The following is a 22498-nucleotide window of genomic DNA, read 5'->3' on the forward strand; positions in this document are numbered from 1 at the left end:
TTTACCTAACTTTGCTCTGGAGGTAGTCCGCGGTGCTGATCCCTGCCCTTCGTGAAATCGACGACGGTCCACACCTGGACGACGGTCCCCACGTGCGGGAAACCGACCGCCATACTCCGATGGCGCGTGCCGTCCCGGCGCCATTTCAACTGACGACGTACATCGTCGAGACCGACCACATCACCCGGTGGCCACAGCACGCTCATGCCGAGCACGAACTGATCTGGTCCGACCGGGGCGTGGTCAACATGATCATCGACAATCAACTCTGGACCGTCACGCCCGGCGTCGGCCTGTGGATCCCTTGCGGAGTCCTCCACGAAGGTCAGGCCAATCCCCACGTCGCCTTCCGTGCCACCCTCTTCACGCCCGAGTTGTGGACTCCCGCCTGGAACGAACCGTGCATCGTGACGTTGAGTGAAGCGGCCCGGGTACTGCTCATCCACCTCGCGCACACCGGAATGCCTGCAGAACAACGCCTTCGGGCGCAGCAGGTCTGCGTCGATCTCCTCACTCCCGCATCGGCTCCGCATTTCGACGTGCCGATCCCCCGCGATCCGCGGATACGGATACTCGTCGACAAGGTGCTGTCGGACCCCGCCGACGATCGATCACTCGATCAGTGGGCGCACGTTCTCAACCTCAGCCGACGCACGGTCACCAGGATTTTTGCCGCGGAACTCGCCCTGAGTTTTGCGCAGTGGCGCACTCTGGTTCGCATGAGCACAGCCCTCGGCATGCTCGGGACCGGAATGAGTGTGAACTCCGTGAGCCGTCGAGTCGGGTATGGGACGTCGAGCTCCTTCATCGCTGCGTTTCGTAAGACGGTCGGCTACACCCCCGGCAATGCCCTCGCCGCCGTCAATTGACTCGAGCCTGACCTGTTGTCGACATCTGCTGGCCCCTTCGCTACACGAACGCGCCTTACATTCGCTTAGGTAAGCCTGCTCTCATATGCACCTGCGATGAGTCGTGCAAGCACTTCCCCGATCAATCCCGAGGAGTTTCGCGTGTTCAGATCTGCCCGTCAGAGAATTCGTCCCCAGCGGAGGCGAAAAATCGTTGTTGCGCTGATGCTGGCGGCGGCACTGCCTCTGACCGCCTGCACACAGTCGTCATCGGACGCCCAGGAGAATAGTTCGTCGGCATCCGCCGTCGAGGACGGCGCATTTCCCGTCTCGATCAAACACGCATTCGGCGAGACCACCATCGACAAGGAACCGACACGGATCCTCACGCTCGATTCCGCGGCGGCAGACACCGTCATCGCCCTCGGCGTCACCCCGATCGCGATGCAGAAGGACTCGTGGGCCGGCGACGCCGACGGGTTCCTGCCGTGGACGCGGGCCGAACTCGAAAAGTCAGGCCAGACGCTGCCCACCCCCGCGCCGTACTACTCCGACAGCGGTGAGCTTCTGTTCGAGCAGATTCTCAATGCCGCGCCCGATCTGATTCTTGCCCCGTACTCGGGCTTCTCCGAGCAGGATTACCAGCGGCTGAGCTCGATCGCACCTACCCTTCCCTACGACACCAAGCCATACCAGCCGAGCTCGTGGCAAAACCTCGCCACCGATGTAGGCAAGGCCCTCGGCCGTCCCGCTCAGACCGCAGCGCTGATCAAGTCGGTTGAGGAAACGGTTCAGGAGTCGAAGGCGAGCCATCCCGAATTCAACGGAGTCACCTTTGCCTTCGGGTCCTATATCCGCGAAGGAGAAACCGAAACCGCCATCTACGGCCCGGACGATCCACGCGTCAAGTTTGTCGAAAACCTCGGGCTCACAGTCGCTCCCGACGTAGTGAACGGCGCCAAGAACTTCGCCGGCGACTCGTTCTTGTTCGGCATCAGCATGGAGAAGCTCGACACGATCAACACCGACGTTTATCTCGGCTGGGCAAGCGATCAGTCGGAGGTCGACAGCACGTTGGCCAACACTCTGTTCGCACGGTGGCCGGTCATCGCCAACGGAAAAGACTTGTGGATCACCGACAATCGCCTGACGGCCGCGACCATGTACGTCAGTGTTCTGAGCGTCCCGTGGGCAACCGACCAGCTGGTACCCCAGTTGACCGAACTGGTTGCGAAGTAGCAGCTCGACCCTCCTGATCAGAGATTTGAAGGCCACTCACTGCGCAGCGTTGCAAAAACCACAGTGTCGGTCCACTCGTTCTTGATCCACGCGTTCTGCCGAAAATGCGCCTCTCGCCGCATCCCGATTCGCCGCGCGAGTCGTGCCGAGGATTCGTTTCTCGCATCCATCTGCGCGACCACACGGCGTAATCGGGGTGTTGCGAACACCAGGTCGATCAGAGCGGTCACAGCTTCCGTCGCGAATCCTCGGCCGCCGAAGTCGGGCGAGAATGCCCACCCGACTTCAGCCGTGTGCGCGGTTTCGGCTGTGCAACCCGATTCCTCGACTAGCCAGGCACTCACACTTCCGACAACCATGCCGTCACTTTCAACGACAAGTGCTACCGCTCCGGCAGCAAGGTCACGACGAGAGATCCTGCTCTGCACAGCCTCTCGAGCCTCCGCGAGATCCCAGGGATCGTTCAGCAAATACCGGCATACGTCGCTGCGCCCGTAGAAGGTGAGGAGATCCCGGTGATCGCCTGGACGGTAGGTACGAAGCACCAACCGATCCGTCCGAATCATTTCCGGTGCAGTCGTCGTCGCCTCACCTACGTCCGCCATATCCATGCCGACACGGTAGGTTCTTTCGAATTCGTAGGCGAATGAATATCGCAATGCCGTGCAGCGCTCAATGTTTGATTTGCCCTCCGACGGGCTACTTCACCACCGTAAAAGGTCGGAATACGGAGTTATGCCAGGCAATTTCGCACTTGAAATCTAGGGGCGGTCATGTCCGAGGATTCACTGGTCAAGCAGGGTGTAGCAAAAGGAAGCGCCCTGGGCGGAGCGGTTCTCCTCGTCACTGTCGGTGTGCTCGAAATTCTCCAAGGCATCTCGGCGATATCCGAGGACGACGTTATTGTCGTCGGCCCTGAATACGCGTACCAATTCGACCTCACCTCCTGGGGATGGATTCACCTCGCACTCGGCGTGCTCGTCACCGCTGTCGGAATCATGCTCTTCACCGGCGCGACGTGGGCACGGGTAGGCGCGATAATCTTCTGTTCGCTGTCGATCCTCGCGAATTTCCTGTGGCTACCCCACTCGCCGTGGTGGTCGATCACCATCATCGCGCTCGACGTGTTCGTCATCTGGGCTGTCGCGACATGGAATCCCGACGTGATCTGAGGCCACACCTTCGGTTCCACCCCTCGAGTTCAACGTTTTCATCTGTGCGGCAGCAGTTTCCCTCCGGAGAGGAACACGATGGCAAACGGCACGAGCGACGGCCCACTCCACGAGGACGAACGTGCCGAACTAGCCCGGTTACGCGAAGAAGTAACAACACTTCGCGAGCAGACTCCCAGCGCCCGCGAAACGACCGTCGAGAAAGTCTCCCGACCACCTCGACACGGGCTGCGGTGGATACCGGTGACAATCCTGCTGGTGCTGGTGGCACTACTCGCCGTCTTGTCGGTAACCACCCGCTTCGTCCGAAGTCAGATCCTCGACACCGACCGCTACGTCAGCACGGTAGCGCCGCTGGGTGAGAATCCAGCCGTGCAAGCGGAGATCACGAATCAAGTCACGGACGAGATCTTCGATCGCGTCGACGTCGAAGGGCTCACCACCGAGGCACTCACCGCATTGACGGACGTTTCAAATCTCGCAGCCAACGCTCCTCGCGTGGACCAGGCATTGGTGGGTTTGGCACCGGTGATCGCCGGCCAGGCGAAGAGTTTCGTCCACGACACAGTGGGCTCGCTCATACAGACGCAGCAGTTCGAAGACCTGTGGATTCAAGCCAACCGAGCGGCGCACAACTCTCTCGTCGCAGTCATGACCGGAAACTACGGCCCCGACTCCGTCGAGGTCGACCAGAGCGGAACTGTCAGCATTTCACTGAGCACGATCATCGACCGGGTGAAAACGGCCTTGACCGATCGCGGCTTCGCTTTCGCAGACAAAATCCCCTCCGTGGACAAGGAATTTGTACTCTTCCAGTCCCCCGAACTGGTGAAGGCGCAGCGAGCTGTCTCGGCACTCGACAAAGTGTCGTCGGTGTTGCCATGGCTGGGAATCGCTTGCGCCGCAGCCGCAGTCACCGTTGCCCCCAGCGGTCGAAGGCTCCGTGCGCTGTCCCTGGTCGGCCTGTCGATTGCCTTGGGAATGCTTGTTCTCGCGATCGGAATTCTGATCGGGCGTGCAATCTACCTCGACAGTGTCCCCACCGACATTCTCTCGCCCGACGCCGCCACAGCGGTCATCGACACTGTCCTGGTGCCGCTGCGGACGAGCCTGCGCGCGGTTGCGGTCCTTGGCGTGGTGGTGGGACTCGGCGCCTACCTCGTCGGTGGGTCGTCGTCGGCGATCGCCGTTCGTCGAGGCTACGGGCAGGCGTTGGACTTCGTCCGCCATTCTGCGAGCGGACGTACGCCGAATCAGATCGAGCGGTGGGCCAATCAGCTTCGTGTTCCGCTGCGCTGCACAATCATCGGCATCGCCGCATTGTTGCTGCTTTTCTGGCGCTACCCCACCGGATTGGTCGTGGGTTGGATCGTCATCATTGCCTTGGTCGCACTCGTCGCACTGGAAGTGCTGGTTCGTCCTGCCCGCACTGCCGCACAGGAAGACGTGAAAACTACGCCAGCGCCTTTGCCTTGACGGCCTGGAATTCCTGTTCGTTGATCGCACCGGAGTCGAGAAGTTCTCTGGCGTCGGCGATCTGCTGAGTCGGAGATTTGCCGGCGACGGTTCGGATGTAGTCACTTTGCGCGTGTATGTGCTGTTGGGCGGCCTCCATCGACCGCCTCGTCATTCCGTCATTCTTCACGACCACGTAGATCATCGCGGACAAGAATGGAATGACGAAGAGGAAAATCATCCATAAAGCTTTGGCCCAGCCCGAAGTCTCGTGATCACGGAACAAGTCGGTGATGATCGAGAACAGCACACTCAAGTAGGCCACAAACGCAAAGCAAACGAAGATGAACCAGAAGAATTCCCAGAAGCCTTCCATGTCAACGCTCCCTGTACTCGGTTTCCACATCAGGAGTCGGGAGACTGACGTTCCGCGCCTGAAATCCGCATGCGGCCAGAACTCCCTGGTCCAAGGTCATTTCAGTATGCGCCGACGACGTCCGTTCCGGCTACAGCTCGAGTGAGTTGAGGCTCGCCGACCGCTCATCCAGTATCGGAATCACGATTCTCCTGTTCAAGATCTCTTGTGTGGCCGCCTTTTCGACGAGGAGAGGTACGAAGTCACGGATCCGACAGCCGACAAAGCGCTCGTGAATTTTGCGCACTCTGGCTTCGATCTCCGCTGGCGAAACGGCGGGATAGCGGGAAATCAGGCGAGTGATCACCCGCTCGACGTGGAGCAACTCTTCGTCGCCAGTCATCCATTAATGGTCGTCCGTCCAGACGAGCACGTCAAGACTCGAAACAGGTTCGAAAACAACACGATTCGGGTCTCGATCATGGGGAGAATAGGTTGACCGAATACGGGGCATACACATACGAGCGGACGATCCCCGCACGCTCACGATGCGCTCACGATGGCAGGGAGTCGAAGTGGGAAAGAACGCTCGGACTCGCCGCGACGACACGGCGTCGATTCTTCACGACAACGCGGCACCCGTCGCAGAAAAGCCGATGAAGAACAAGGCGTACCGCCGCGAACTCAAGCCTCTGCACGGCGAACTCGTGGCTTTGCAGGAGTGGGTCAAATCGTCTGGCGCCAAGGTCTGCGTCGTGTTCGAGGGCCGAGATACCGCGGGGAAGGGCGGTGTCATCAAGGCCATCACCGAGCGAGTGAGTCCGCGAGTATTCCGGGTCGTTGCGCTGCCCGCCCCGACCGAACGAGAACACTCGCAGATGTACGTCCAGCGTTACGTCCCGCATCTTCCGGCGGCTGGTGAGATCGTCATCTTCGACCGAAGTTGGTACAACCGTGCCGGTGTCGAACGGGTGATGGGCTTTTGCACCGAAGAACAGGCACATCAATTTCTCCAGCTCATTCCGACCGTCGAGCGCGCGATCGTGGAATCCGGCGTCATTCTGCTCAAGTACTGGCTCGAGGTCAGCGAAGAGCAGCAACTTCTGCGTTTGCAAAGCCGAATCGACGACCCTCGAAAGATCTGGAAGCTGTCAGATCTGGATCTGAAGTCGTTCAGTCATTGGTACGACTACTCGCGTGCCCGCGACGAGATGTTTCGCTTCACCGACACCGGCTGGGCACCTTGGTATGTCGCGAACAACGACGACAAGAAACGCGGGCGACTCAACATCATCAGCCACATTCTGAGTCAGATCCCTTACGAACCGTTGCAATCGACGGACATCACGTTGCCGAAGCGGCAGAAGGCCCACGGCTACCAGACGCCCAAACAACCGCTGCACTGGATTCCGACCCGGTATTGACGATCGCCAAGGAAAGGACGTGCGGTCATGAGCCCCACGCCGTGGCATGCGCAGAGCGGCGAGTCAGTCGTGTCCGCACTGCAGTCGGACCAGGAGCGCGGGCTGCAATCGGCTGATGCCGACCAGCGCCGACGACGATACGGTTCGAACGAAATCACGTCGACACCACCTCCGTCGACGTGGTCGATCGCACTGTTGCAGCTGAAAGATCCGATGAACTTGATGCTGGTCGCCGTTGCTGCGGTCAGCATCGCCATCGGTGAAGTACCGACAGCAATCGTGGTGGCCGTGCTCGTCGTGCTCAACATCGTCCTCGGAACTCGACAGGAGTTGAAGGCACGGGCCAGCGTCGACGCGCTCGCCAAGATGCAGACACCTCGAGCGCGGGTCATTCGTGACGGGAACCTGATTGAGCTCGACGCTACCGAACTGGTGCCGGGTGACGTCGTCCAAGTCGAGGCGGGAGACATCATCGCCGCCGATGGACGGTTGCTCGCCTCGACCACCCTGGAGACGCAAGAAGCCGCACTGACCGGTGAAAGCGCACCGATCCCGAAGGACCCGAAAACGCTGAGCAATAAGGATATTCCTCTCGGAGACCGGAGCAATCTGGTGTTCCAGAACACCTCGGTCACTCGCGGCACGGCAACCATGGTGGTCACCGAGACCGGGATGCAGACGCAGATCGGCCAGATAGCGTCGATGTTGTCGGCGGTCGCCCCGGGAAAGTCGCCGCTGCAACGAGAATTGGACTCTCTCACAAAACTTCTGGGGATCATCGCGTGGACGGCGGTGATCGTCATCGTCGCCATCGGACTGATTCGCGGGCAGGATCTGACAACGCTTCTGCTGCTCGGTATCGCAATGGGGGTCTCTGCAATACCGACCGGCTTACCAACTTTCGTTCAGGCGATGCTGGCGTACGGTGCCCGTCAACTGGCAGACGCCAAGGCAGTCGTGAAGAACCTGACCGATGTCGAGACACTCGGCGCGACCAGTGCGATCAACTCGGACAAGACCGGCACGTTGACCATGAACCAGATGACCGTGCGATCGCTGTACGTCCACGGCCGGTGGTACACGGTCGACGGAGAAGGTTACGCCAAGACCGGAAGGATCACGCAGGTTGCCGGCGAGGCACCACCCGACTTCACACTCCTCGCCTACGGGTTGTGCCTCGACAGCGATGCAACGGTTTCCGATTCCGGAGAGGTTGTCGGCGACCCGACCGAGGCCGCACTTGTGGTGCTCGCGGCGAAGATCGGTGCCGACGCCCCACTCACCAGACGGACTTATCCGCGAGTCGCAACGGTTCCGTTCGATTCCGCGTACAAGTTCATGGCGACGTACCACCATCTCGAAGTCGACGGCGAAAGTCAGTTCGTCGAACTGGTCAAAGGCGGGCCTGACGTCGTCCTCGCTCGGTGTGGTTCGGCCTTCCTCCCCGGCCGTCGACCGGTACCGATCGACGAAGTCCGTGACGAGCTGACGGCAGCAAATCAGTCCATGTCCGAGAAGGGTCTTCGGGTGCTGGCTTTCGCTGTCAGACGACTCGACGGACGGGAAGAAGCCGTCGTGGCGGACCCCATGTCCTTTGTCGAGGACCTGACGTTTGTCGGCATGGCAGGCATCATCGACCCGCTGCGGCCGGAGGCAGTCGATTCGGTGCGCACCGCGCACCGCGCCGGCATCGAGGTCCGCATGATCACCGGCGACCATGCCGTCACCGCCGCCGCAATCGGTGCCGAACTCGGGCTCGGCCCGGGTTCCGTGAGCGGAAGCGATGTACAAGCGATGACCGACGACGAACTGTCGACCGCATTGCCGAACCTGCACGTGTTCGGCCGAGTCACCCCGCAGGACAAACTTCGATTGGTCGATGTCATGCAGCGCAGTGGCGCCGTCGTCGCAATGACCGGCGATGCCGTCAACGATGCCGCCGCGTTGAAGAAGGCAGACATCGGCGTCGCCATGGGCTCTGGCAGCGAAGTGACCAAACAGGCGGGCAAGATGGTGCTCACCGACGACAACTTCGGAACACTCATCACTGCGATCACTTTGGGCCGCAACATCTACGGGAAGATCGTCTCGTACATCCGCTATCAAATGTCGAAGCTCTTCTCGTTGGTTCTCCTCTTCCTCGCTGCCAGCATCTTCAACATCAACGAGGGTGTCGCGCTGACGCCGCTGATGGTGCTGTTCCAACACTTCTTCATCACGCTCTTCCCCGTTGCCGTGATCATGCTCGACCCGCCGCCTCCGGATCTGATGAACAAGCCGCCACGTGATCCCAAGATGCCGATCGCACATCGAAGCGCGGTCGGACAGTGGCTCGCGTACGGCGTCCTGCAATTTGCCGTGACCCTCGCGGCGATGCTTCTCGCACCGGGTGAAATGAGCACTACCGAAGCGAATGTCCCCATGACCACCGCATTCGTCGTCCTGTCTCTCGGTTCCATATTCGCGGGGTTGACCATGCGGCGCGATCCCGAGTCCGGTCTCGTTCCGCCGGTTCTCGGTGCTGTCAAAATCCTGACGATTCCCACGGTCGTCACCGTGTTTGCCGTCGAGGCGGGTGTCCTCCAGGAACTCCTCATGACCACCTCACTGACCGGCGCCCAATGGCTCGCCTGCCTCGGATGGTCGCTGGTCATCCCGGTTGTCGTCGAGTTGGAGAAGGCGATCCGACGCCGCCGCCTCGCGCAGCGACCTGTCCCGATGACCGCGGCCGCCGCGATTGCCCCCGAACGCGCGCGTGTACTCCGCTGAGGGAGGGACAATCACACGATGATGTGGGCGGAGAATCTAGGTCGGCTACCGGGCATCGCGACTGCCCGCGGGTATCGCCGCGAATGGCTGCGAACAGACATCACTGCCGGACTCGTCTTGACGGCATTGCTGATCCCGGCAGGTATGGGCTACGCCGAAGCCGCCGGACTGCCCGCGTACGCCGGGCTGTACGCCACCATTGTGCCGCTGCTCGCGTACGCGCTGGTCGGACCGTCGAAAATTCTTGTACTCGGACCTGATTCGTCGCTGGCACCGCTGATCGCCGCCGCGGTCATACCGCTGGCTGTGGTCGGCGATTCGGAGAACGCGCTTGCACTCGCCGGGGTTCTCGCCATTCTTGTCGGACTCATCCTCGTGATCGGCGGATTCCTTCGTCTGGGCTTCGTGACCGAACTCCTCTCGAAACCGATCCGCCTCGGTTACCTCAACGCCATCGCAGTCGTTGTCGTGGTAGGTCAGATTCCCAAGCTGCTCGGATTCTCGGTCGACGCATCGGGCCTCCTCGGTGAAATCGGTGAAATCGGGAAGGCCCTGATCGGTGGCGATGTCGACCCACTCGCTGCGGCCATCGGTGTCGGCTCACTCGTTGTCATCGTCGCCTTCCGACTCTGGGTACCTGTTGTGCCCGGCGTGCTGGTGGCCGTTGTCGCGGCAATAGTCTTGTCCGCCGTCGCCGGTCTCACCGATGACATCGGCATGGTGGGAGCACTGCCGGAAGGACTTCCCCTCCCCTCTGTCGGCGGAGTCACCTGGCAGGACGTCGGCCATCTGATCGGGCCGGCGGCCGGTATCGCATTGATTGCCTTTGCCGACACCGGCGTTCTCTCGCGCACCTTCGCCGCACGACACGGCGAGGACGTGAACGGCAGTACCGAGATGAAGGCAATCGGTGTCGCGAACGTGGCCGGCGGTCTCTTCGGCGGATTCCCCATCTCGGCGAGCGGGTCACGAACTCCGGTAGCCGAACAGAGCGGGGCGCATACGCAATTGGCCGGCGTCGTCGGGGCGCTCGCCGTACTGGTTTTTGTGCTCGTTGCTCCCGGACTCACGGCCTATCTACCCGATGCGACACTGGCCGCCGTCGTCATCGTCGCCGCGTGTGCGCTGATCGACGTACGCGGCATGGTTCGAATGTGGCGGATGAGCACTGTCGAATTCGGCCTCGCTGTCGCGGCATTCCTGGGAGTCGCGCTGGTCGGCGTGCTTCAAGGCATCCTGGTTGCGATCGGACTGTCCTTCGCGGCAGTCATCGCGCAGGTGTGGCAACCGCACAGAACCGAACTCGTCGAAACCGGTGACCTGGCCGGCTTCCACGACGTCGAACGCCATCCAGATGGGCATCGCATCCCCGGGTTGGTGTTGGTGAGGTTCGACGCTCCACTCTTCTTCGCGAACGGCGAGATCTTCGACGAGTACGTTCGCTCCGTCGTCGCCAAGGCGCCGGACCCGGTCGAGTGGGTGGTGATTGCCGCCGAACCGATCACCGGACTCGATACCACGGCTGTCGACGAACTCGTCGATCTGGATACATTCCTCGAAGGCAAAGGAATTCGATTGGCGTTCGCGGAGATGAAAGGTCCGATCAAGGATCGACTCATCCGATTCGGCGTCGGGGATCGGTTCGATTCGACGCATTTCTTCCCGACACTCGAGGCTGCGGTGAGCGCATTCCGCGCCAGGAACAGCGACTGACTGCACGACGAAGTTGGGAGCATCGGTCGTTTTGGGTACCGTTCGGTATGGGATTCAGGACGGACAATGTTCCGGCACGCCGTATCGCTCAGGTCGCCGGTGTGGGCGGCATTGCCGTCGGCGTTGTCGCGCTGATCGCGTTGTACTCCTCCAAACCGATCAACCCGTTGATCGCCGTGGCCTCTTTCGTCCCGATTCTGCTTGCAGTCACACTCGTCGCGTCTCTGATCTGCCTGGCCTTTCGGCGCTGGATCCTCCTGGCGATCTCGGTTGCGCTCATAGCGACCGGCGCTTCGGTGATCAGCCCGTTGTACGTCGCGAACGGTTCCGAAATCGACGGGCCGTCCCTGCGGGTGATGCAGGCCAATCTTCTGTTCGGGCAGGCAGATCCTGCCAGTTTGACTGCGACGGTGCGCGAGAAGGCAGTCGACGTCCTGACAGTTCAGGAACTGACCGAATCACTCGAAGGATCCCTGCGAGATCAGGGCCTCGAACAATTATTGCCGTACCGCTTCTTGATGCCGGACAACGCCGGCGGCGGTGGAGCAGGGATTTACAGCCGCTTCCCGCTGACGGATACGCGAGAGCTGAACGGCTTCGGACCCACTAATCTTGTTGCAACAGTGGGTTTCTCCACCCCGTTCACGCTTTTGGCGGTACACCCCGGACCGGCGTACGTCACCCCGCCCGACGTGTGGACTGCCGAGCTGAGCACTCTCCGGAACGCGCTCGACGCCGCTGCCGCCGAGGACACCGTCATCGTCAGCGGTGACTTCAATACGACCTTCATGCACAAACAATTCCGAGACCTCCTCGACGTCGGCTACTCCGACGCCGCAGACCAATTGGGCGTCGGCATCGTTCCCACCTACCCCGCCGACAAGCGATTCCCTGCGATAGTCGGCATCGACCACGTAGTTCTGCGCGGCGCACAGGCGAAGTCGCTCGAGCGAATCCAGATCGAAGGTTCCGATCACCACGGCTTGATCGTCGACGTGACCATCCCCGAATAGTCAGCGAGCATGCCGCCACGCACGGACACGGTGCACCTCACCCATGCTTGGGCATGCTTCGACCCGACACATCGATCGTCCGATGGAGGTGATGCGGCGTGCGCAGGACTATCGATCGGTCTACCACGGATACGCCCGGGAACTGTTCGGCGAGATAACCTTCCAATCGCTGCACGTCGTCGATCGAGCGAAGCCACACCGCCAGTGCGATGTCGTAGCTGCCGATAGTCGAAGCAACAAGCCTCGCTTCTCGCAGGTGAGCAAGACGCTGGGCAATTGCCTCCTTTCGCGCGTCGAGACGTAAGAAGTACCAGGCATAGACCGGCCAGCCGGAGTAAGGCCGAGCAATCTCCGTGCGGACGACCAGTCGCCCCGTCGACAGCTCATGCGACAGGAGCGCCCCGGCGCGGGCCGCTGTTACCCCGAGCGCTGCGGCGAGGGCAGAGACGGTAATTCGTGGTTCGCGAGAAAGGATCTCGAACAGGTGCGACTGTTCTTCTTCGCTGGCTCGAACACCACGAATCTTCGCCGGCGGGGTCGACTCGAGCGCGGCAATTTCGTCCGCGTCGAGAGCACGTAGACGCCAGTTTCGGGCATCGGAGTTCGCCGAGGACACGATCTGTGTTCGCATCGCGGTGATCATCGGCAGCGATTGGGTTCGTTCCAAGACGTACCTCGACAATTGATCGAGGTCAGTACACGTGAGGGTGACGAACAGATCCCGATTGCCGGTTGTGAGATCAACTGTGAGTACTTCGGGATCGTGCGCGATCTGTTCGGCAACGCGCAGGGTCTGCGCCGGTGCGCATTCGATCTCGAGAAGTGCGGTCGCGGACACGATGGGACCCCCACGGTAAGCAGCGATCCAGGCAATCCCTTGCGAGTGAAGACGCTCCCAACGCCTGGTCAGTGTCACCGGATCGGAACCAATGGCACGCGAAAGCTCGGACCACGACGCTCGCGGCCTTATCTGCAATGCGTTCAACAGTCGAAGATCTTCGTCCTTGAGCATCTGATCCTGCACCGGGGACCTCACTTTCAGAAGAATGCTGCACCGAAACAGGATCGAAACGCGTTGATCCTAACTTCATGACATCAATAGTCCACCAAATCCTGAACCTCGAGAACGCTCACGTCTTGCGTTCGTTCGCCCCTCGAGAAAGACACCGACATGACCGAAGCATTTCCCGTCTCGCATGACGATTCTCCGGTTCGCGCCCCAGCCACGACGCAGAAGGTCATTTTCGGCATGAGATCGCCACGGCTGTGGATCGTGGTGCTTCTGCTCCTCGCTCTTGCGGCAGGCGCCCAACTGATCGGCCCCGCAGTGATTCCCGTCGGCGCTGCCGCTATCACCATCTTGCCCATGGTGTGGGGACTGATCGCCGGCGGTGTCGTCTCGAGCCAGAAGTGGAAACCCCTCGGCCTCGACCTTCAGGCCGCAGCGTCGGCAATCATGGGTCTTGCGGTTCTCTTGCTCTGCGCAAGACTGTCTTTCACCATCGGCCCGAACATCCAACTGTTGTTCGACGCCGGCCCCGCACTCCTGCTACAGGAATTGGGGCACTTGTTCGGCACGATCGCGCTCGCACTCCCACTGGCGGTACTCCTTCGGATGGGACCGGCCACCGTCGGAGCAACGTTCTCCATCGACCGTGAGGGCTCCTTCGCGATGGTCAGCGAACGATACGGCCCCGATTCCGACCAGTACCGTGGGGTCCTGTCGATGTACGTTTTCGGCACGCTCTTCGGTGCCGTGCTGATCAGCCTGATCGCATCGCTGGCTACCTCTTTCAACATCTTCGACCCCCTCGCGTTGGCGATGGGCGCTGGAGTCGGATCCGGCTCGATGATGGCCGCCGCTGCCGCGAGCGTCGTCTCGGCGCACCCCGAGATGGCCGATCAGGTACTCGCCGTGGCGGCCACATCCAACATCATCACCGGTCTCCTGGGCGTGTATGTCGGCATGTATGTCGCACTCCCCCTTGCTGATCGAATCTACGGCGTACTCACCAAGCGCTCGAAGGTGACCACCGAACAGAAAGCCCGGACTGCTCCCCGAGCAGTTGCTCCGAGCGTCACCGTGCCGTTGGCAACTGTCATTCCGATTCTGTTCGTCGGAGGAGTCATTGTCTCCTCGATCGCGGCGGGTGGGATGTCTCGCTCGATCATCGTCGGATACCTGATCCTCACCGGCTTGTTGCTCCTGGGCGTCGGGGTCGCCCGTCTGACACGCGGAAAGATCGCGGCGATGATCGCAATCATCACCATCGGCGCGTTGGCGACCACGCCATGGTCCCCCATCGGCGATTTCGTCTCGAGCACCGTCGGTACCGTCGACTTTCTCTCGATCTGCACCCTCACCTTGACTGTCGCAGGTCTCAGCCTCGGCAAGGACCTCCCTTTGCTCAAGACGATCGGCTGGAAGATCGTCCCCGTCGGAATCGTCGCGATCCTCGCCTCGTACCTACTTTCAGTGGTCGTCGCGGAGTTCGCACTCGGCCTCTGGCACTAGAACTGCACCCGAAGACACCGCGATCCAAAGATGCTGACAACCAAAGACGTTGAAAGGAAGACATATCCATGTCCATAGCCGACACCCTCACCCCCACGGACTCTGTTTCGAACACGATCGAGAAGTGGGCATCACGCCTCATCGACGTCAGCCACACCATCCATGCTCACCCGGAGTTGGCATTCGAAGAGCATCGTGCATCGGCCCTCTTGGCCGACGCCGCGCAGGAAGCCGGCTTCACGGTTACTCGCGCCGCCCACGGCCTCGAGACGGCATTCGAAGCGGTTCGGGGCTCCGGCCCTTTCCGCGTCGTCGTCTGCGCCGAGTACGACGCTCTCCCTGACATCGGTCATGCATGTGGACACAATGTCATCGCCGCCGCCGGACTGGGCGCAGCCATCGCGCTCGGTGAGGTCGCGGAGGACCACGGGCTGACTGTTGTCCTCCTCGGTACGCCGGCCGAAGAACACGGCGGTGGGAAAGTCTTGCTCCTCGAACGCGGCGCGTGGGAGGGCGCGGCAATGTCGATCATGGTCCACGGCGCTGCAGGTGAGGACGTCAGTTGCACTGTCACCGGAACGCAAGCAGTCGATCGTTTCGACGTGACCTACTCCGGACGGGCCGCACACGCGGCCGCCGCACCACACAAGGGCATCAACGCAGGTGACGCCGCCACGATCGCACTGGTTGCCATCGGACTCCTCCGTCAACAGCTCCCTTCCGACGTCAGACTCAACGCCTACGTCGAACACGGCGGAGAAGCCACCAACATCATCCCGGCCTCGACTCTGGTCCGAGCGGAAGTTCGGGCCGCAGATCTCGAGGTGCTGTTGGACGCCAAACGTCGAATGCTCGCCTGCTTCGAGGGCGGCGCGGTGGCCAGCGACTGCGCCTGGTCAACCGAACGCGCCGAACCTCGCTACGAGGAACTGGTTCAACATCCGGTGTTGGCAACTATCTGGGACGAGGAGATCGCGAACCTGGGCCGCATCGCGGCCGCCCGAACTCCCCTGACCGGTGGTTCGACCGACATGGGCAACGTTTCGAAGGCGGTTCCCTCGATCCACCCGATGATCGCGTTGCGCGGTGTCACCGGAGTTCCTCACACGATCGAATTTGCCGCTGATGCCCGCTCCTCAGCGGGTGACGAAGCTGTTCTACACGGAGCAATTGCAATGGCGCGCACGGTGATCCGAGCCGCTACCGGAGACTCTCGCTCCGATCTACTGACGATTGCGGCCCAGCGCGAGTCAGGAGCGACCACCGTCACGAGTGCCGAATGAGCACCAATGGCGTCTACGTTTCCGCTCTCGAATTCTTCTCCATCGGCATCGGACCGTCCAGTTCACACACAGTCGGTCCGATGCGAGCCGCCCACGCTTTTGTCGGCGAACTCGAATCTGCCCGATTGACCGATCCGGTCGACCGAATTCGCTGCAATCTGCACGGCTCTCTCGCGGCCACGGGTATTGGCCACTGCACTCCCGACGCCGTGATCGCGGGACTTCGTGGGTTGGATCCTGAAACGTGCGAGCCCGCCGACGTGCACGGCCCATTTGCCGAACTGTCGGACGGTGGATCGGTGATGCTCGCCGGTGGCTCACTCGGACACGTCGTTTTCACTCGTGACGACATGGTGTTCGAACCGCTCGTTCGCCGGCACGGGCACCCGAACTCGATGACCCTGACGGCATTCGAAGGTCACGAAATCGTCTACACGAGTACATATCTGTCGATCGGTGGCGGGTTCGTAGTGCGCACGGGAGCGCAGACGCAAGAACCCACGCACCCGATCGACTCCCACTATCGCACCGCGAAAGAGCTACTGGCGGAATGTGGCTCCGGAACTATCGCCGAACTGGCGTTGGGAGACGAAATCGCGATGCACGGCCAGAACCGAGCGCTCGCCGGTATCGACGCAATCTGGTCCGCGATGCGCGCCTGCATCGAGCGCGGCATGCATACCGTCGGTGTGCTGCCCGGAAAACTCGGAGTTCGCCGACGAGCACAATCAGCGAAGAGCCAACTGGAACAACGCAACTGCGCACCCTCCTCACGCGAGTGGCTGACCGTCTACGCCATGGCGGTCAACGAAGAGAATGCAGCAGGTGGCCGCGTTGTCACGGCCCCAACCAACGGTGCGGCAGGCATCGTGCCTGCGGTGCTCTACCACCACATACGCGCGACCGGCGCCGGCGTTCACGACGTTCGGACATTTCTCCTCACTGCGGCCGCAATCGGATCGATCATCAAGGCGAATGCCTCGATCTCCGGGGCGGAGGCCGGGTGTCAGGGTGAGGTCGGAGCCGCCTGTGCGATGGCGGCGGCCGGTCTGTGCGCCGTCATGGGCGGATCGCCACGACAAATCGAGAATGCCGCTGAGATTGCCATGGAACACCATCTGGGCCTGACCTGCGATCCGGTCGGTGGTCTGGTCCAGATCCCGTGCATCGAACGAAATGCCGTCGCTGCCTCGACTGCGGTCACCGCGGCTCAACTCGCATACCTGGGCGACGGAACGCACGTGGTGAGCCTCGATACCGTCATCGAAACCATGCGACAAACCGGAAACGACATGTCCGTGCGCTACAAGGAAACCAGTGAGGGCGGGCTCGCCGTCAATGTCGTCGAGTGCTGAGGGGGATGTCGACGGCAGCGGCGAGGGCGGGCGGACGCCGTCGCCGGAAATATCATCCTCTCGAACGATGAAGTCCGGTGTACCGATTTCTACACTCGGTGACATGACTTTGTGGACGGTTACCAGATGATCGCTCATCACGCTGGAGGAATCCCACTGCACAATTCTTCACGGCACAACACTGCGGGGCCGTCGCGCTCGACGCAGGCCTCCGGTCGCAAGATCGCCGCGCTGATCGCGTTGGTCGCCGTTGTCTCCGCTGCCTTCGTTTTCGGCCCGGGCATGCTGACCGGTAGGCCGGGCGATGGGTATGCACACCAGGGGGAACTCGTCGAGACGGTCCGTGTCGCGTTCGTCGAGTACTGGAGTTCCGGTGTCCAAGCCTTCTCTCCCAGCTTGGAGTCCGCTGTCGATTACTGGATGCGGTACCACGTGGCCAAGGCAGTGATCGCGGTAATCCTGCTGACGGTTCTGCTCGCACTCGGCCGCATGCTCAAGGCGTCGTTCGTGAACGCCGGCCCTCTGACGGCTGGAAGGAAACTCGCATTCGTCTCGGCGGGAGGGCTGGTCACGCTCCTCGCGATGTTTTCTTCGGTGCTCGTGATGGCCAATGTCCAAGGTGTCGTTGCACCCTTCTCTTCGCTGATCTCGATGTTGCCCGTGGCCCAGGCGGATGGGGCACTTGGCGACACTGTCGGGCAGGTCCGCCAACAGCTCGCTCAGTCGACGGGCACCGGAAACCAGCAAAGCCCTGTCCTCGAACTGATGATCAGCGACTTCGCGCGGTATCACGTGGCCATGGCGGTGATCGCGCTGATCGCGGCAGCAATATCACTGACCGTGACTGTGGTCGTGTGGGCACGCTTCGCGAGAACGGCGCGATCCGACAGACGGACGAGATTCGTGTCGGGGTCGATCGGTCTTCTCACTGCACTGTTCACGCTGGGATTGATCGTTGTCGGCGTAGCAAATATGGGCACCGCGGCAGACCCGGCACCCGCGCTGGCGGCGTTCTTCGACGGCGGACTCTGACCCAAGTCAAGGGTTCAGGGAGGGGTTCAGGCAGGGGTTCAGGCAGGGGTTCCGTAGTCCCCCGGTACCGGTTGAGGAGGTACCTGGGGACTGCGGCAGCCGTACCGAGGGTCGATGTGCACGCCTCGTCGGACAGGCAGAGTTCGACTCATGAAAATCGGAGCAAGACGCATCATGCTCGTCGGCCTGTGCAGCGCCATGGTTGCCGGGGCTGTAATCAGCTGCAGCACGGACAAATCCACAGACAATCCGACAGCCACATCCGAGAAGGTCATGGACTCTGCCGTCACCGACCAGCTCGATGCGATCATCGACGCAGCGGTTGATTCGACCGGGATTCCCGGTGCGATGGTGGGCATCTGGGGACCCGACGGCAACTATGTCAAGGTTGCAGGCGTCTCGGATACGGCGACAAAGGCGCCGATGGAAACCGACTTCTACCACCGGATCGGCAGCGTCACCAAAACGTTTACCGTGACCGCCCTGCTGCAATTGGTCGACGAGGGCAAGATCGGTCTCGATGATCCGATCTCCAAGTACGTCGATGGCGTCACGGAAGGTGATGCGATCAGCTTGCGACAGCTGGCGGGGATGCGCAGCGGCTTCGTCGACTACACGACGTCCGAACAGTTTGTCATGGAATATCTTTCGGATCCTCGCCGAGCTTTCACATCTGAAGAGCTCGTGGGGTACGTCAAGGATCTCCCACTTCAGGTTCGACCAGGGACCACCGTCGACTACTCGAACACCAACACTATTCTGCTGGGAATGGTGATCGAAAAGGTCTCCGGCTCAAAACTGTCGGAAGTCATCGACACCAAGATCGCGACACCACTCGGGATGGAGCACACCAGCTTTCCCACCACCAACGCGTTCCCGAACCCACACGCACAGGGGTACACCAACCAAACGCTCGACGAATCCGTGACCGCGGCAACGGATTGGAATCCGTCGTGGGGCGGCGCCGCGGGTGCGATGATCTCGTCGTTGGACGACATGCGCATCTGGGTTCCGGCCTTGGCCAAGGGCGATCTCCTCTCAGACGACACTCAGAAGCAGCGCCTGCAAACAGTGAACTTGAGCGAAGGGGACGACAGTTCCGGGTACGGACTCGGTTTGTTCAACAGCGGCGGCTGGATCGGTCACAACGGAAGCCTGCCCGGCTATAAGACAGTCTCGGTCTACTTGCCCGAGAAGGACACCACCCTGGTCGTCTTCATCAACACCGATATCGACGGCGAGACTGACCTGACCAGCGCTCTGATGGTGCCCATCACCAAGCTGATCAGCCCGGACCACGTTTACGGCTGATCACTCCGACCCAACCGACAATCGGATAAAAGTGACATATCGGGTTCGATCTGTCGATAGGCTCGATCATCGACAGATCGAACCCGAAAGAGGCGCTCATGGGATCGTTGAACGACTGGCTACTCAACAGTGACCACCCGCTTGTGGGGATTGTCGGCGGCATCCTGCTGACGATCGCGATGCTTTCCGGTGGAACGGGTATGTAACCCATCGCGTGATTCAACGAACATGTTCGTTACGAACATGTTCGTGTATGGTGGAGCCATGCCCACTCACCCAGCAAGTCCGTCGAGCCGACGCAATCGCCCGGCCAAACCCGCACTGACACGTGAGGGCATCGTCAGTGCGGCGGTGGAGATCTTGCGCTCGGAGGGGCTGCAGAAGTTGACAATGCGTCGACTCGCCCTGGAACTCGACACCGGACCCGCGTCGCTGTACGTGTACGTGCGAAACACAGCCGAATTGCACGCCGCGGTTCTGGATGAGCTGCTCGGAGTCGTCGACCTCGCCGAAAATACTTCCGGCACTTGGCAAGCGCGCCTCGAACGGGTGTTGACGTCCTACACGGCCGTATTGTTCGATCATCCCGGCCTTGCCCAGTCGGCTCTTGTTTCGCGGCCAAGCGGAGTTCACTACGTACGCCTGCTCGAACGCCTGTTGGCATTGCTCGACGAGGGCACGGTTCCCTCGGCTCAAGCCGCCTGGGGCGTGGACCTACTACTTCAGTACGCGACGTCCACTGCTGCCGAGCACTCGGCGCCGAACAACGCCTCGGACACGGACGCCCGGTGGAACGCCTTGACCGACGCAATCGAGCACGCAGACCCGCAGACGCACCCCCTCGTCGCGAGCCATTCCACAGCCCTACTTGCCGGTGAACCCACCGCACGCCTCTCCTGGGGATTCCGAACGCTCATCACGGGCATCGAGAACACCCCACTCACTTCTTAGGAACCCACCATGAACCACTACCCCATCGCAATCATCGGCGCCGGCCTCGGTGGCCTCACACTCGCCCGAGTCCTCCATCAGCACGGAATCAATTCGGCGGTATTCGATCTCGAATCCGGACCGACGGCCAGAACTCAAGGCGGGATGCTCGACATCCACGAGGACTCAGGCCAGATCGCACTTCGTGCCGCCGGTCTGTACGACGAGTTCTGCGCACTCGTTCATCAAGGCGGTGAACAGATGCGCGTTCTCGATCGAAATGCCGTCGTGCACCTGAGCGAGGAGGACAAGGGAGACGGCGACCGCCCCGAAGTCGACCGCGGACAACTGCGCGACCTACTACTCGGATCGCTGCCGAAAGACACCGTCCATTGGGGAGCCAAAGTGCGCGGCGCGCATGCACTGCCGGACGGTCGACACGAAGTTCATCTCGCGGACGGCTCCCACTTCACCACCGATCTTCTGGTCGGCGCCGATGGTGCGTGGTCGAAAATCCGTCCACTGGTTTCACACGCCACTCCTGCCTACACCGGAATATCCTTCGTGGAGTTCGACCTTCACGACGCTGACAACCAGCACGCGGAATCCGCCGAAACAGTCGGCGGCGGAATGATGTTCGCGCTCAGTGCCGACAAGGGCTTCCTTGCCCATCGTGAGACGGACAACAGTCTGCACATCTACGCTGCCCTCCGAGTTCCCGAGAGTTGGGCTTCGAGCGTCGATTTCTCCGACGACCACATTGCGAAGAAGATTCTGCTGGAACACTTCTCGGACTGGGACGAGTCATTCCGGTCGATGATCGTCGAAGCGGACAGCTCGTTGACCCCTCGTCCCATCCATGCCCTTCCCATCGGACACAGCTGGAGTCGCACTCCCGGCGTCACACTGCTCGGGGACGCGGCCCACGTCATGTCGCCGTTTGCCGGAGAAGGCGCGAACCTGGCAATGCTCGACGGCGCCGAACTCGGTCAAGCGATCACGTCACACAGCGACACGGAGGAAGGACTCGCTGCCTACGAAGAGCGACTCTTCCCGCGCAGCGCCGCATCGGCACAACAGTCGGCTGATGGTCTGGACATGTGCTTCGGCGAGAACGCACCCCAACGGCTCCTGGACATGTTCAGCGCACATGGGTGACCCGACCGCTTCCGGCTGGATCGTCATATCGTCACATCGTCATGAGCAAGCGACGACGACAGCGCACGGTGGGCTTCGACCTGATCAAGCAATTCGTTGGCCTTCTGCTCAGCCGCGGATACCGCGTCGGCTCCGGCAACCCAACGACGTGGAGGAAACGGCGAATCGACAAGCGTCGCAAGCGCCAACGCAAGTTTTACCGGATCCCCACCCTGGAAGCCGTTCATACTCTTCCACGCTTCCACGGTCTCGCCGGTCCGAGCGTCGTAGTCGGCGATCGACAGCTCCGGCCAGATCGACGACGCACCTTCGACGAGCAGTTCGGTGCGAAAGAATCCCGGCTCCACGATAGTCGTGCCGATACCGTACGGCTCGACGTCGAATCGCAAGGACTCCATCCAGCCTTCCAACGCAAATTTCGACGCAGCATAGGCTCCGCAAAATTCCTGACCGCGCAGGCCCGCAATAGAACTGACGGTCACGACGTGTCCACTCCGTTGCCGACGCATCACCGGCAACACCGCCCGTGTCACATTGATCGGCCCGAAGAAATTGGTCTCCATCTGAGCGCGAAGTTGCGCCGGGCTGACATTTTCGAAGAACCCGGCGTAGAAGTTTCCGGCGTTGTTCACCAGCACGTCGATTCCACCGAATCGTGCAACTGCCGTGTCCACCGCAGCATATGCGGCTTGTTCGTCGGTGATGTCCAAGGCAATCACCAACAGGTCGTCATGCTCACCGATCGCTGCAGCAACGCGGTCCGCATCACGCCCCGTTGCCACCACCGCGTGCCCGGCGGCAAGGGCCGCCTGCGCAATGTCAATTCCCATGCCCCGGCCTGCGCCGGTAACAAACCAGATCTTCTTGTCACTCATGCGTACTGTCCTCTCGTTTGACGAGTCCAGTACAGACCAGGTTGCACGAGG

The 22498-nt window shown here is 61.3% G+C and carries 20 protein-coding genes; 15 read left to right on the forward strand and 5 right to left on the reverse strand.

Annotated features, from left to right (window positions below):
- The first annotated feature begins 32 nt into the window (after positions 1 to 32).
- Together ACFWAD_RS16995 and ACFWAD_RS17000 are read left to right on the forward strand one after the other, a co-directional pair.
- On the forward strand, positions 33 to 869 hold the full coding sequence (locus tag ACFWAD_RS16995; protein ID WP_378545772.1) for an AraC family transcriptional regulator: 837 nt from the start codon (positions 33 to 35) through the stop codon (positions 867 to 869).
- Positions 870 to 1010: 141 nt separating this feature from the next.
- A complete protein-coding gene (locus tag ACFWAD_RS17000) occupies positions 1011 to 2087 on the forward strand; it encodes an ABC transporter substrate-binding protein (protein ID WP_378533664.1) in 1077 nt (358 codons plus the stop codon).
- A 17-nt stretch (positions 2088 to 2104) separates the two neighbouring features.
- Here the strand turns inward: ACFWAD_RS17000 and ACFWAD_RS17005 are convergent, their stop codons facing one another.
- Positions 2105 to 2698 carry a GNAT family N-acetyltransferase gene (locus ACFWAD_RS17005; protein ID WP_378545775.1) on the reverse strand — a complete coding sequence of 198 codons (594 nt, stop codon included), beginning with the start codon at positions 2696 to 2698 and terminating at the stop codon, positions 2105 to 2107.
- A gap of 162 nt (positions 2699 to 2860) precedes the next feature.
- Between ACFWAD_RS17005 and ACFWAD_RS17010 the strand changes: the two genes are divergently transcribed.
- Positions 2861 to 3259 carry a hypothetical protein gene (locus ACFWAD_RS17010; protein ID WP_378449497.1) on the forward strand — a complete coding sequence of 133 codons (399 nt, stop codon included), beginning with the start codon at positions 2861 to 2863 and terminating at the stop codon, positions 3257 to 3259.
- 78 nt (positions 3260 to 3337) lie between these two features.
- On the forward strand, positions 3338 to 4735 hold the full coding sequence (locus ACFWAD_RS17015) for a hypothetical protein (protein WP_378545778.1): 1398 nt from the start codon (positions 3338 to 3340) through the stop codon (positions 4733 to 4735).
- On the opposite strand, the gene ACFWAD_RS17020 is transcribed toward ACFWAD_RS17015, so the two are convergent.
- Both ACFWAD_RS17020 and ACFWAD_RS17025 read right to left on the reverse strand, forming a co-directional pair.
- Positions 4713 to 5090 carry an SHOCT domain-containing protein gene (locus tag ACFWAD_RS17020; protein ID WP_378545781.1) on the reverse strand — a complete coding sequence of 126 codons (378 nt, stop codon included), beginning with the start codon at positions 5088 to 5090 and terminating at the stop codon, positions 4713 to 4715. The two genes, ACFWAD_RS17015 and ACFWAD_RS17020, sit on opposite strands and share 23 nt — an antisense overlap.
- A gap of 130 nt (positions 5091 to 5220) precedes the next feature.
- Entirely contained in the window at positions 5221 to 5472 is a 252-nt protein-coding gene (locus tag ACFWAD_RS17025; protein WP_378533672.1) for a three-helix bundle dimerization domain-containing protein, read from the reverse strand.
- A 172-nt stretch (positions 5473 to 5644) separates the two neighbouring features.
- Between ACFWAD_RS17025 and ppk2 the strand changes: the two genes are divergently transcribed.
- Genes ppk2 through ACFWAD_RS17045 form a run of 4 tightly spaced genes read left to right on the forward strand, consistent with a single transcriptional unit; the run spans position 5645 to position 11988 of the window.
- On the forward strand, positions 5645 to 6493 hold the full coding sequence (gene ppk2 / locus ACFWAD_RS17030; protein ID WP_378545784.1) for a polyphosphate kinase 2: 849 nt from the start codon (positions 5645 to 5647) through the stop codon (positions 6491 to 6493).
- Between the two features lie 27 nt (positions 6494 to 6520).
- Positions 6521 to 9262, forward strand: a complete 2742-nt coding sequence (locus ACFWAD_RS17035; RefSeq protein ID WP_378545787.1) for a cation-translocating P-type ATPase — start codon at positions 6521 to 6523, stop codon at positions 9260 to 9262.
- Positions 9263 to 9280: 18 nt separating this feature from the next.
- A complete protein-coding gene (locus tag ACFWAD_RS17040; RefSeq protein WP_378545790.1) occupies positions 9281 to 10975 on the forward strand; it encodes a SulP family inorganic anion transporter in 1695 nt (564 codons plus the stop codon).
- A gap of 47 nt (positions 10976 to 11022) precedes the next feature.
- Positions 11023 to 11988: an endonuclease/exonuclease/phosphatase family protein gene (locus ACFWAD_RS17045; protein ID WP_378545793.1), complete on the forward strand. Its 966-nt coding sequence runs from the start codon at positions 11023 to 11025 to the stop codon at positions 11986 to 11988.
- A 37-nt stretch (positions 11989 to 12025) separates the two neighbouring features.
- Here the strand turns inward: ACFWAD_RS17045 and ACFWAD_RS17050 are convergent, their stop codons facing one another.
- Positions 12026 to 13024: an Lrp/AsnC family transcriptional regulator gene (locus ACFWAD_RS17050; protein WP_378449505.1), complete on the reverse strand. Its 999-nt coding sequence runs from the start codon at positions 13022 to 13024 to the stop codon at positions 12026 to 12028.
- A gap of 135 nt (positions 13025 to 13159) precedes the next feature.
- Between ACFWAD_RS17050 and ACFWAD_RS17055 the strand changes: the two genes are divergently transcribed.
- From ACFWAD_RS17055 to ACFWAD_RS17085, 7 genes are all read left to right on the forward strand, one after another.
- Positions 13160 to 14503, forward strand: coding sequence for a DUF3100 domain-containing protein (locus ACFWAD_RS17055; RefSeq protein WP_378545796.1), 1344 nt, complete (start codon positions 13160 to 13162; stop codon positions 14501 to 14503).
- A gap of 68 nt (positions 14504 to 14571) precedes the next feature.
- Positions 14572 to 15786, forward strand: coding sequence for an amidohydrolase (locus ACFWAD_RS17060; RefSeq protein ID WP_378545799.1), 1215 nt, complete (start codon positions 14572 to 14574; stop codon positions 15784 to 15786).
- Positions 15783 to 17141 carry an L-serine ammonia-lyase gene (locus ACFWAD_RS17065; RefSeq protein ID WP_378545802.1) on the forward strand — a complete coding sequence of 453 codons (1359 nt, stop codon included), beginning with the start codon at positions 15783 to 15785 and terminating at the stop codon, positions 17139 to 17141. The genes ACFWAD_RS17060 and ACFWAD_RS17065 overlap by 4 nt, the downstream gene beginning before the upstream one ends.
- Before the next feature lie 126 nt (positions 17142 to 17267).
- Positions 17268 to 18173 carry a hypothetical protein gene (locus ACFWAD_RS17070; protein WP_378545805.1) on the forward strand — a complete coding sequence of 302 codons (906 nt, stop codon included), beginning with the start codon at positions 17268 to 17270 and terminating at the stop codon, positions 18171 to 18173.
- 150 nt (positions 18174 to 18323) lie between these two features.
- Positions 18324 to 19484 (forward strand): serine hydrolase domain-containing protein, encoded by a 1161-nt coding sequence (locus tag ACFWAD_RS17075; protein ID WP_378545808.1) that lies wholly within the window; start codon positions 18324 to 18326, stop codon positions 19482 to 19484.
- A 264-nt stretch (positions 19485 to 19748) separates the two neighbouring features.
- The gene (locus ACFWAD_RS17080; protein WP_378545811.1) at positions 19749 to 20435 is read left to right on the forward strand and encodes a TetR/AcrR family transcriptional regulator C-terminal domain-containing protein; all 687 of its coding nucleotides are present in this window, start codon (positions 19749 to 19751) and stop codon (positions 20433 to 20435) included.
- A 9-nt stretch (positions 20436 to 20444) separates the two neighbouring features.
- Positions 20445 to 21572, forward strand: a complete 1128-nt coding sequence (locus ACFWAD_RS17085) for an FAD-dependent oxidoreductase (protein ID WP_378545814.1) — start codon at positions 20445 to 20447, stop codon at positions 21570 to 21572.
- Positions 21573 to 21595: 23 nt separating this feature from the next.
- Here ACFWAD_RS17085 and ACFWAD_RS17090 read toward each other — a convergent pair whose 3' ends face one another.
- Complete coding sequence (locus tag ACFWAD_RS17090) at positions 21596 to 22447, reverse strand: SDR family oxidoreductase (RefSeq protein WP_378545817.1); 852 nt, start codon at positions 22445 to 22447, stop codon at positions 21596 to 21598.
- Positions 22448 to 22498: the final 51 nt, after the last annotated feature.

The organism is Rhodococcus sp. NPDC059969 (assembly GCF_042738325.1).
Classification (GTDB): Bacteria; Actinomycetota; Actinomycetes; order Mycobacteriales; family Mycobacteriaceae; genus Rhodococcus_F.

Bases quoted from the DNA above. Each gene is read 5' to 3' on its own strand.
- ACFWAD_RS17010 (WP_378449497.1), top strand. From the start codon at position 2,861: ATGTCCGAGGATTCACTGGTCAAGCAGGGTGTAGCAAAAGGAAGCGCC.
- ACFWAD_RS17085 (WP_378545814.1), top strand. From the start codon at position 20,445: ATGAACCACTACCCCATCGCAATCATCGGCGCCGGCCTCGGTGGCCTC.
- ACFWAD_RS17080 (WP_378545811.1), top strand. From the start codon at position 19,749: ATGCCCACTCACCCAGCAAGTCCGTCGAGCCGACGCAATCGCCCGGCC.
- ACFWAD_RS17005 (WP_378545775.1), bottom strand. From the start codon at position 2,698: ATGGATATGGCGGACGTAGGTGAGGCGACGACGACTGCACCGGAAATG.
- ACFWAD_RS17070 (WP_378545805.1), top strand. From the start codon at position 17,268: ATGATCGCTCATCACGCTGGAGGAATCCCACTGCACAATTCTTCACGG.
- ACFWAD_RS17020 (WP_378545781.1), bottom strand. From the start codon at position 5,090: ATGGAAGGCTTCTGGGAATTCTTCTGGTTCATCTTCGTTTGCTTTGCG.
- ACFWAD_RS17060 (WP_378545799.1), top strand. From the start codon at position 14,572: ATGTCCATAGCCGACACCCTCACCCCCACGGACTCTGTTTCGAACACG.
- ACFWAD_RS17075 (WP_378545808.1), top strand. From the start codon at position 18,324: ATGAAAATCGGAGCAAGACGCATCATGCTCGTCGGCCTGTGCAGCGCC.
- ACFWAD_RS17090 (WP_378545817.1), bottom strand. From the start codon at position 22,447: ATGAGTGACAAGAAGATCTGGTTTGTTACCGGCGCAGGCCGGGGCATG.
- ACFWAD_RS17045 (WP_378545793.1), top strand. From the start codon at position 11,023: ATGGGATTCAGGACGGACAATGTTCCGGCACGCCGTATCGCTCAGGTC.
- ACFWAD_RS17025 (WP_378533672.1), bottom strand. From the start codon at position 5,472: ATGACTGGCGACGAAGAGTTGCTCCACGTCGAGCGGGTGATCACTCGC.
- ACFWAD_RS17040 (WP_378545790.1), top strand. From the start codon at position 9,281: ATGATGTGGGCGGAGAATCTAGGTCGGCTACCGGGCATCGCGACTGCC.
- ACFWAD_RS17055 (WP_378545796.1), top strand. From the start codon at position 13,160: ATGACCGAAGCATTTCCCGTCTCGCATGACGATTCTCCGGTTCGCGCC.
- ACFWAD_RS17015 (WP_378545778.1), top strand. From the start codon at position 3,338: ATGGCAAACGGCACGAGCGACGGCCCACTCCACGAGGACGAACGTGCC.
- ACFWAD_RS17065 (WP_378545802.1), top strand. From the start codon at position 15,783: ATGAGCACCAATGGCGTCTACGTTTCCGCTCTCGAATTCTTCTCCATC.
- ACFWAD_RS17035 (WP_378545787.1), top strand. From the start codon at position 6,521: ATGAGCCCCACGCCGTGGCATGCGCAGAGCGGCGAGTCAGTCGTGTCC.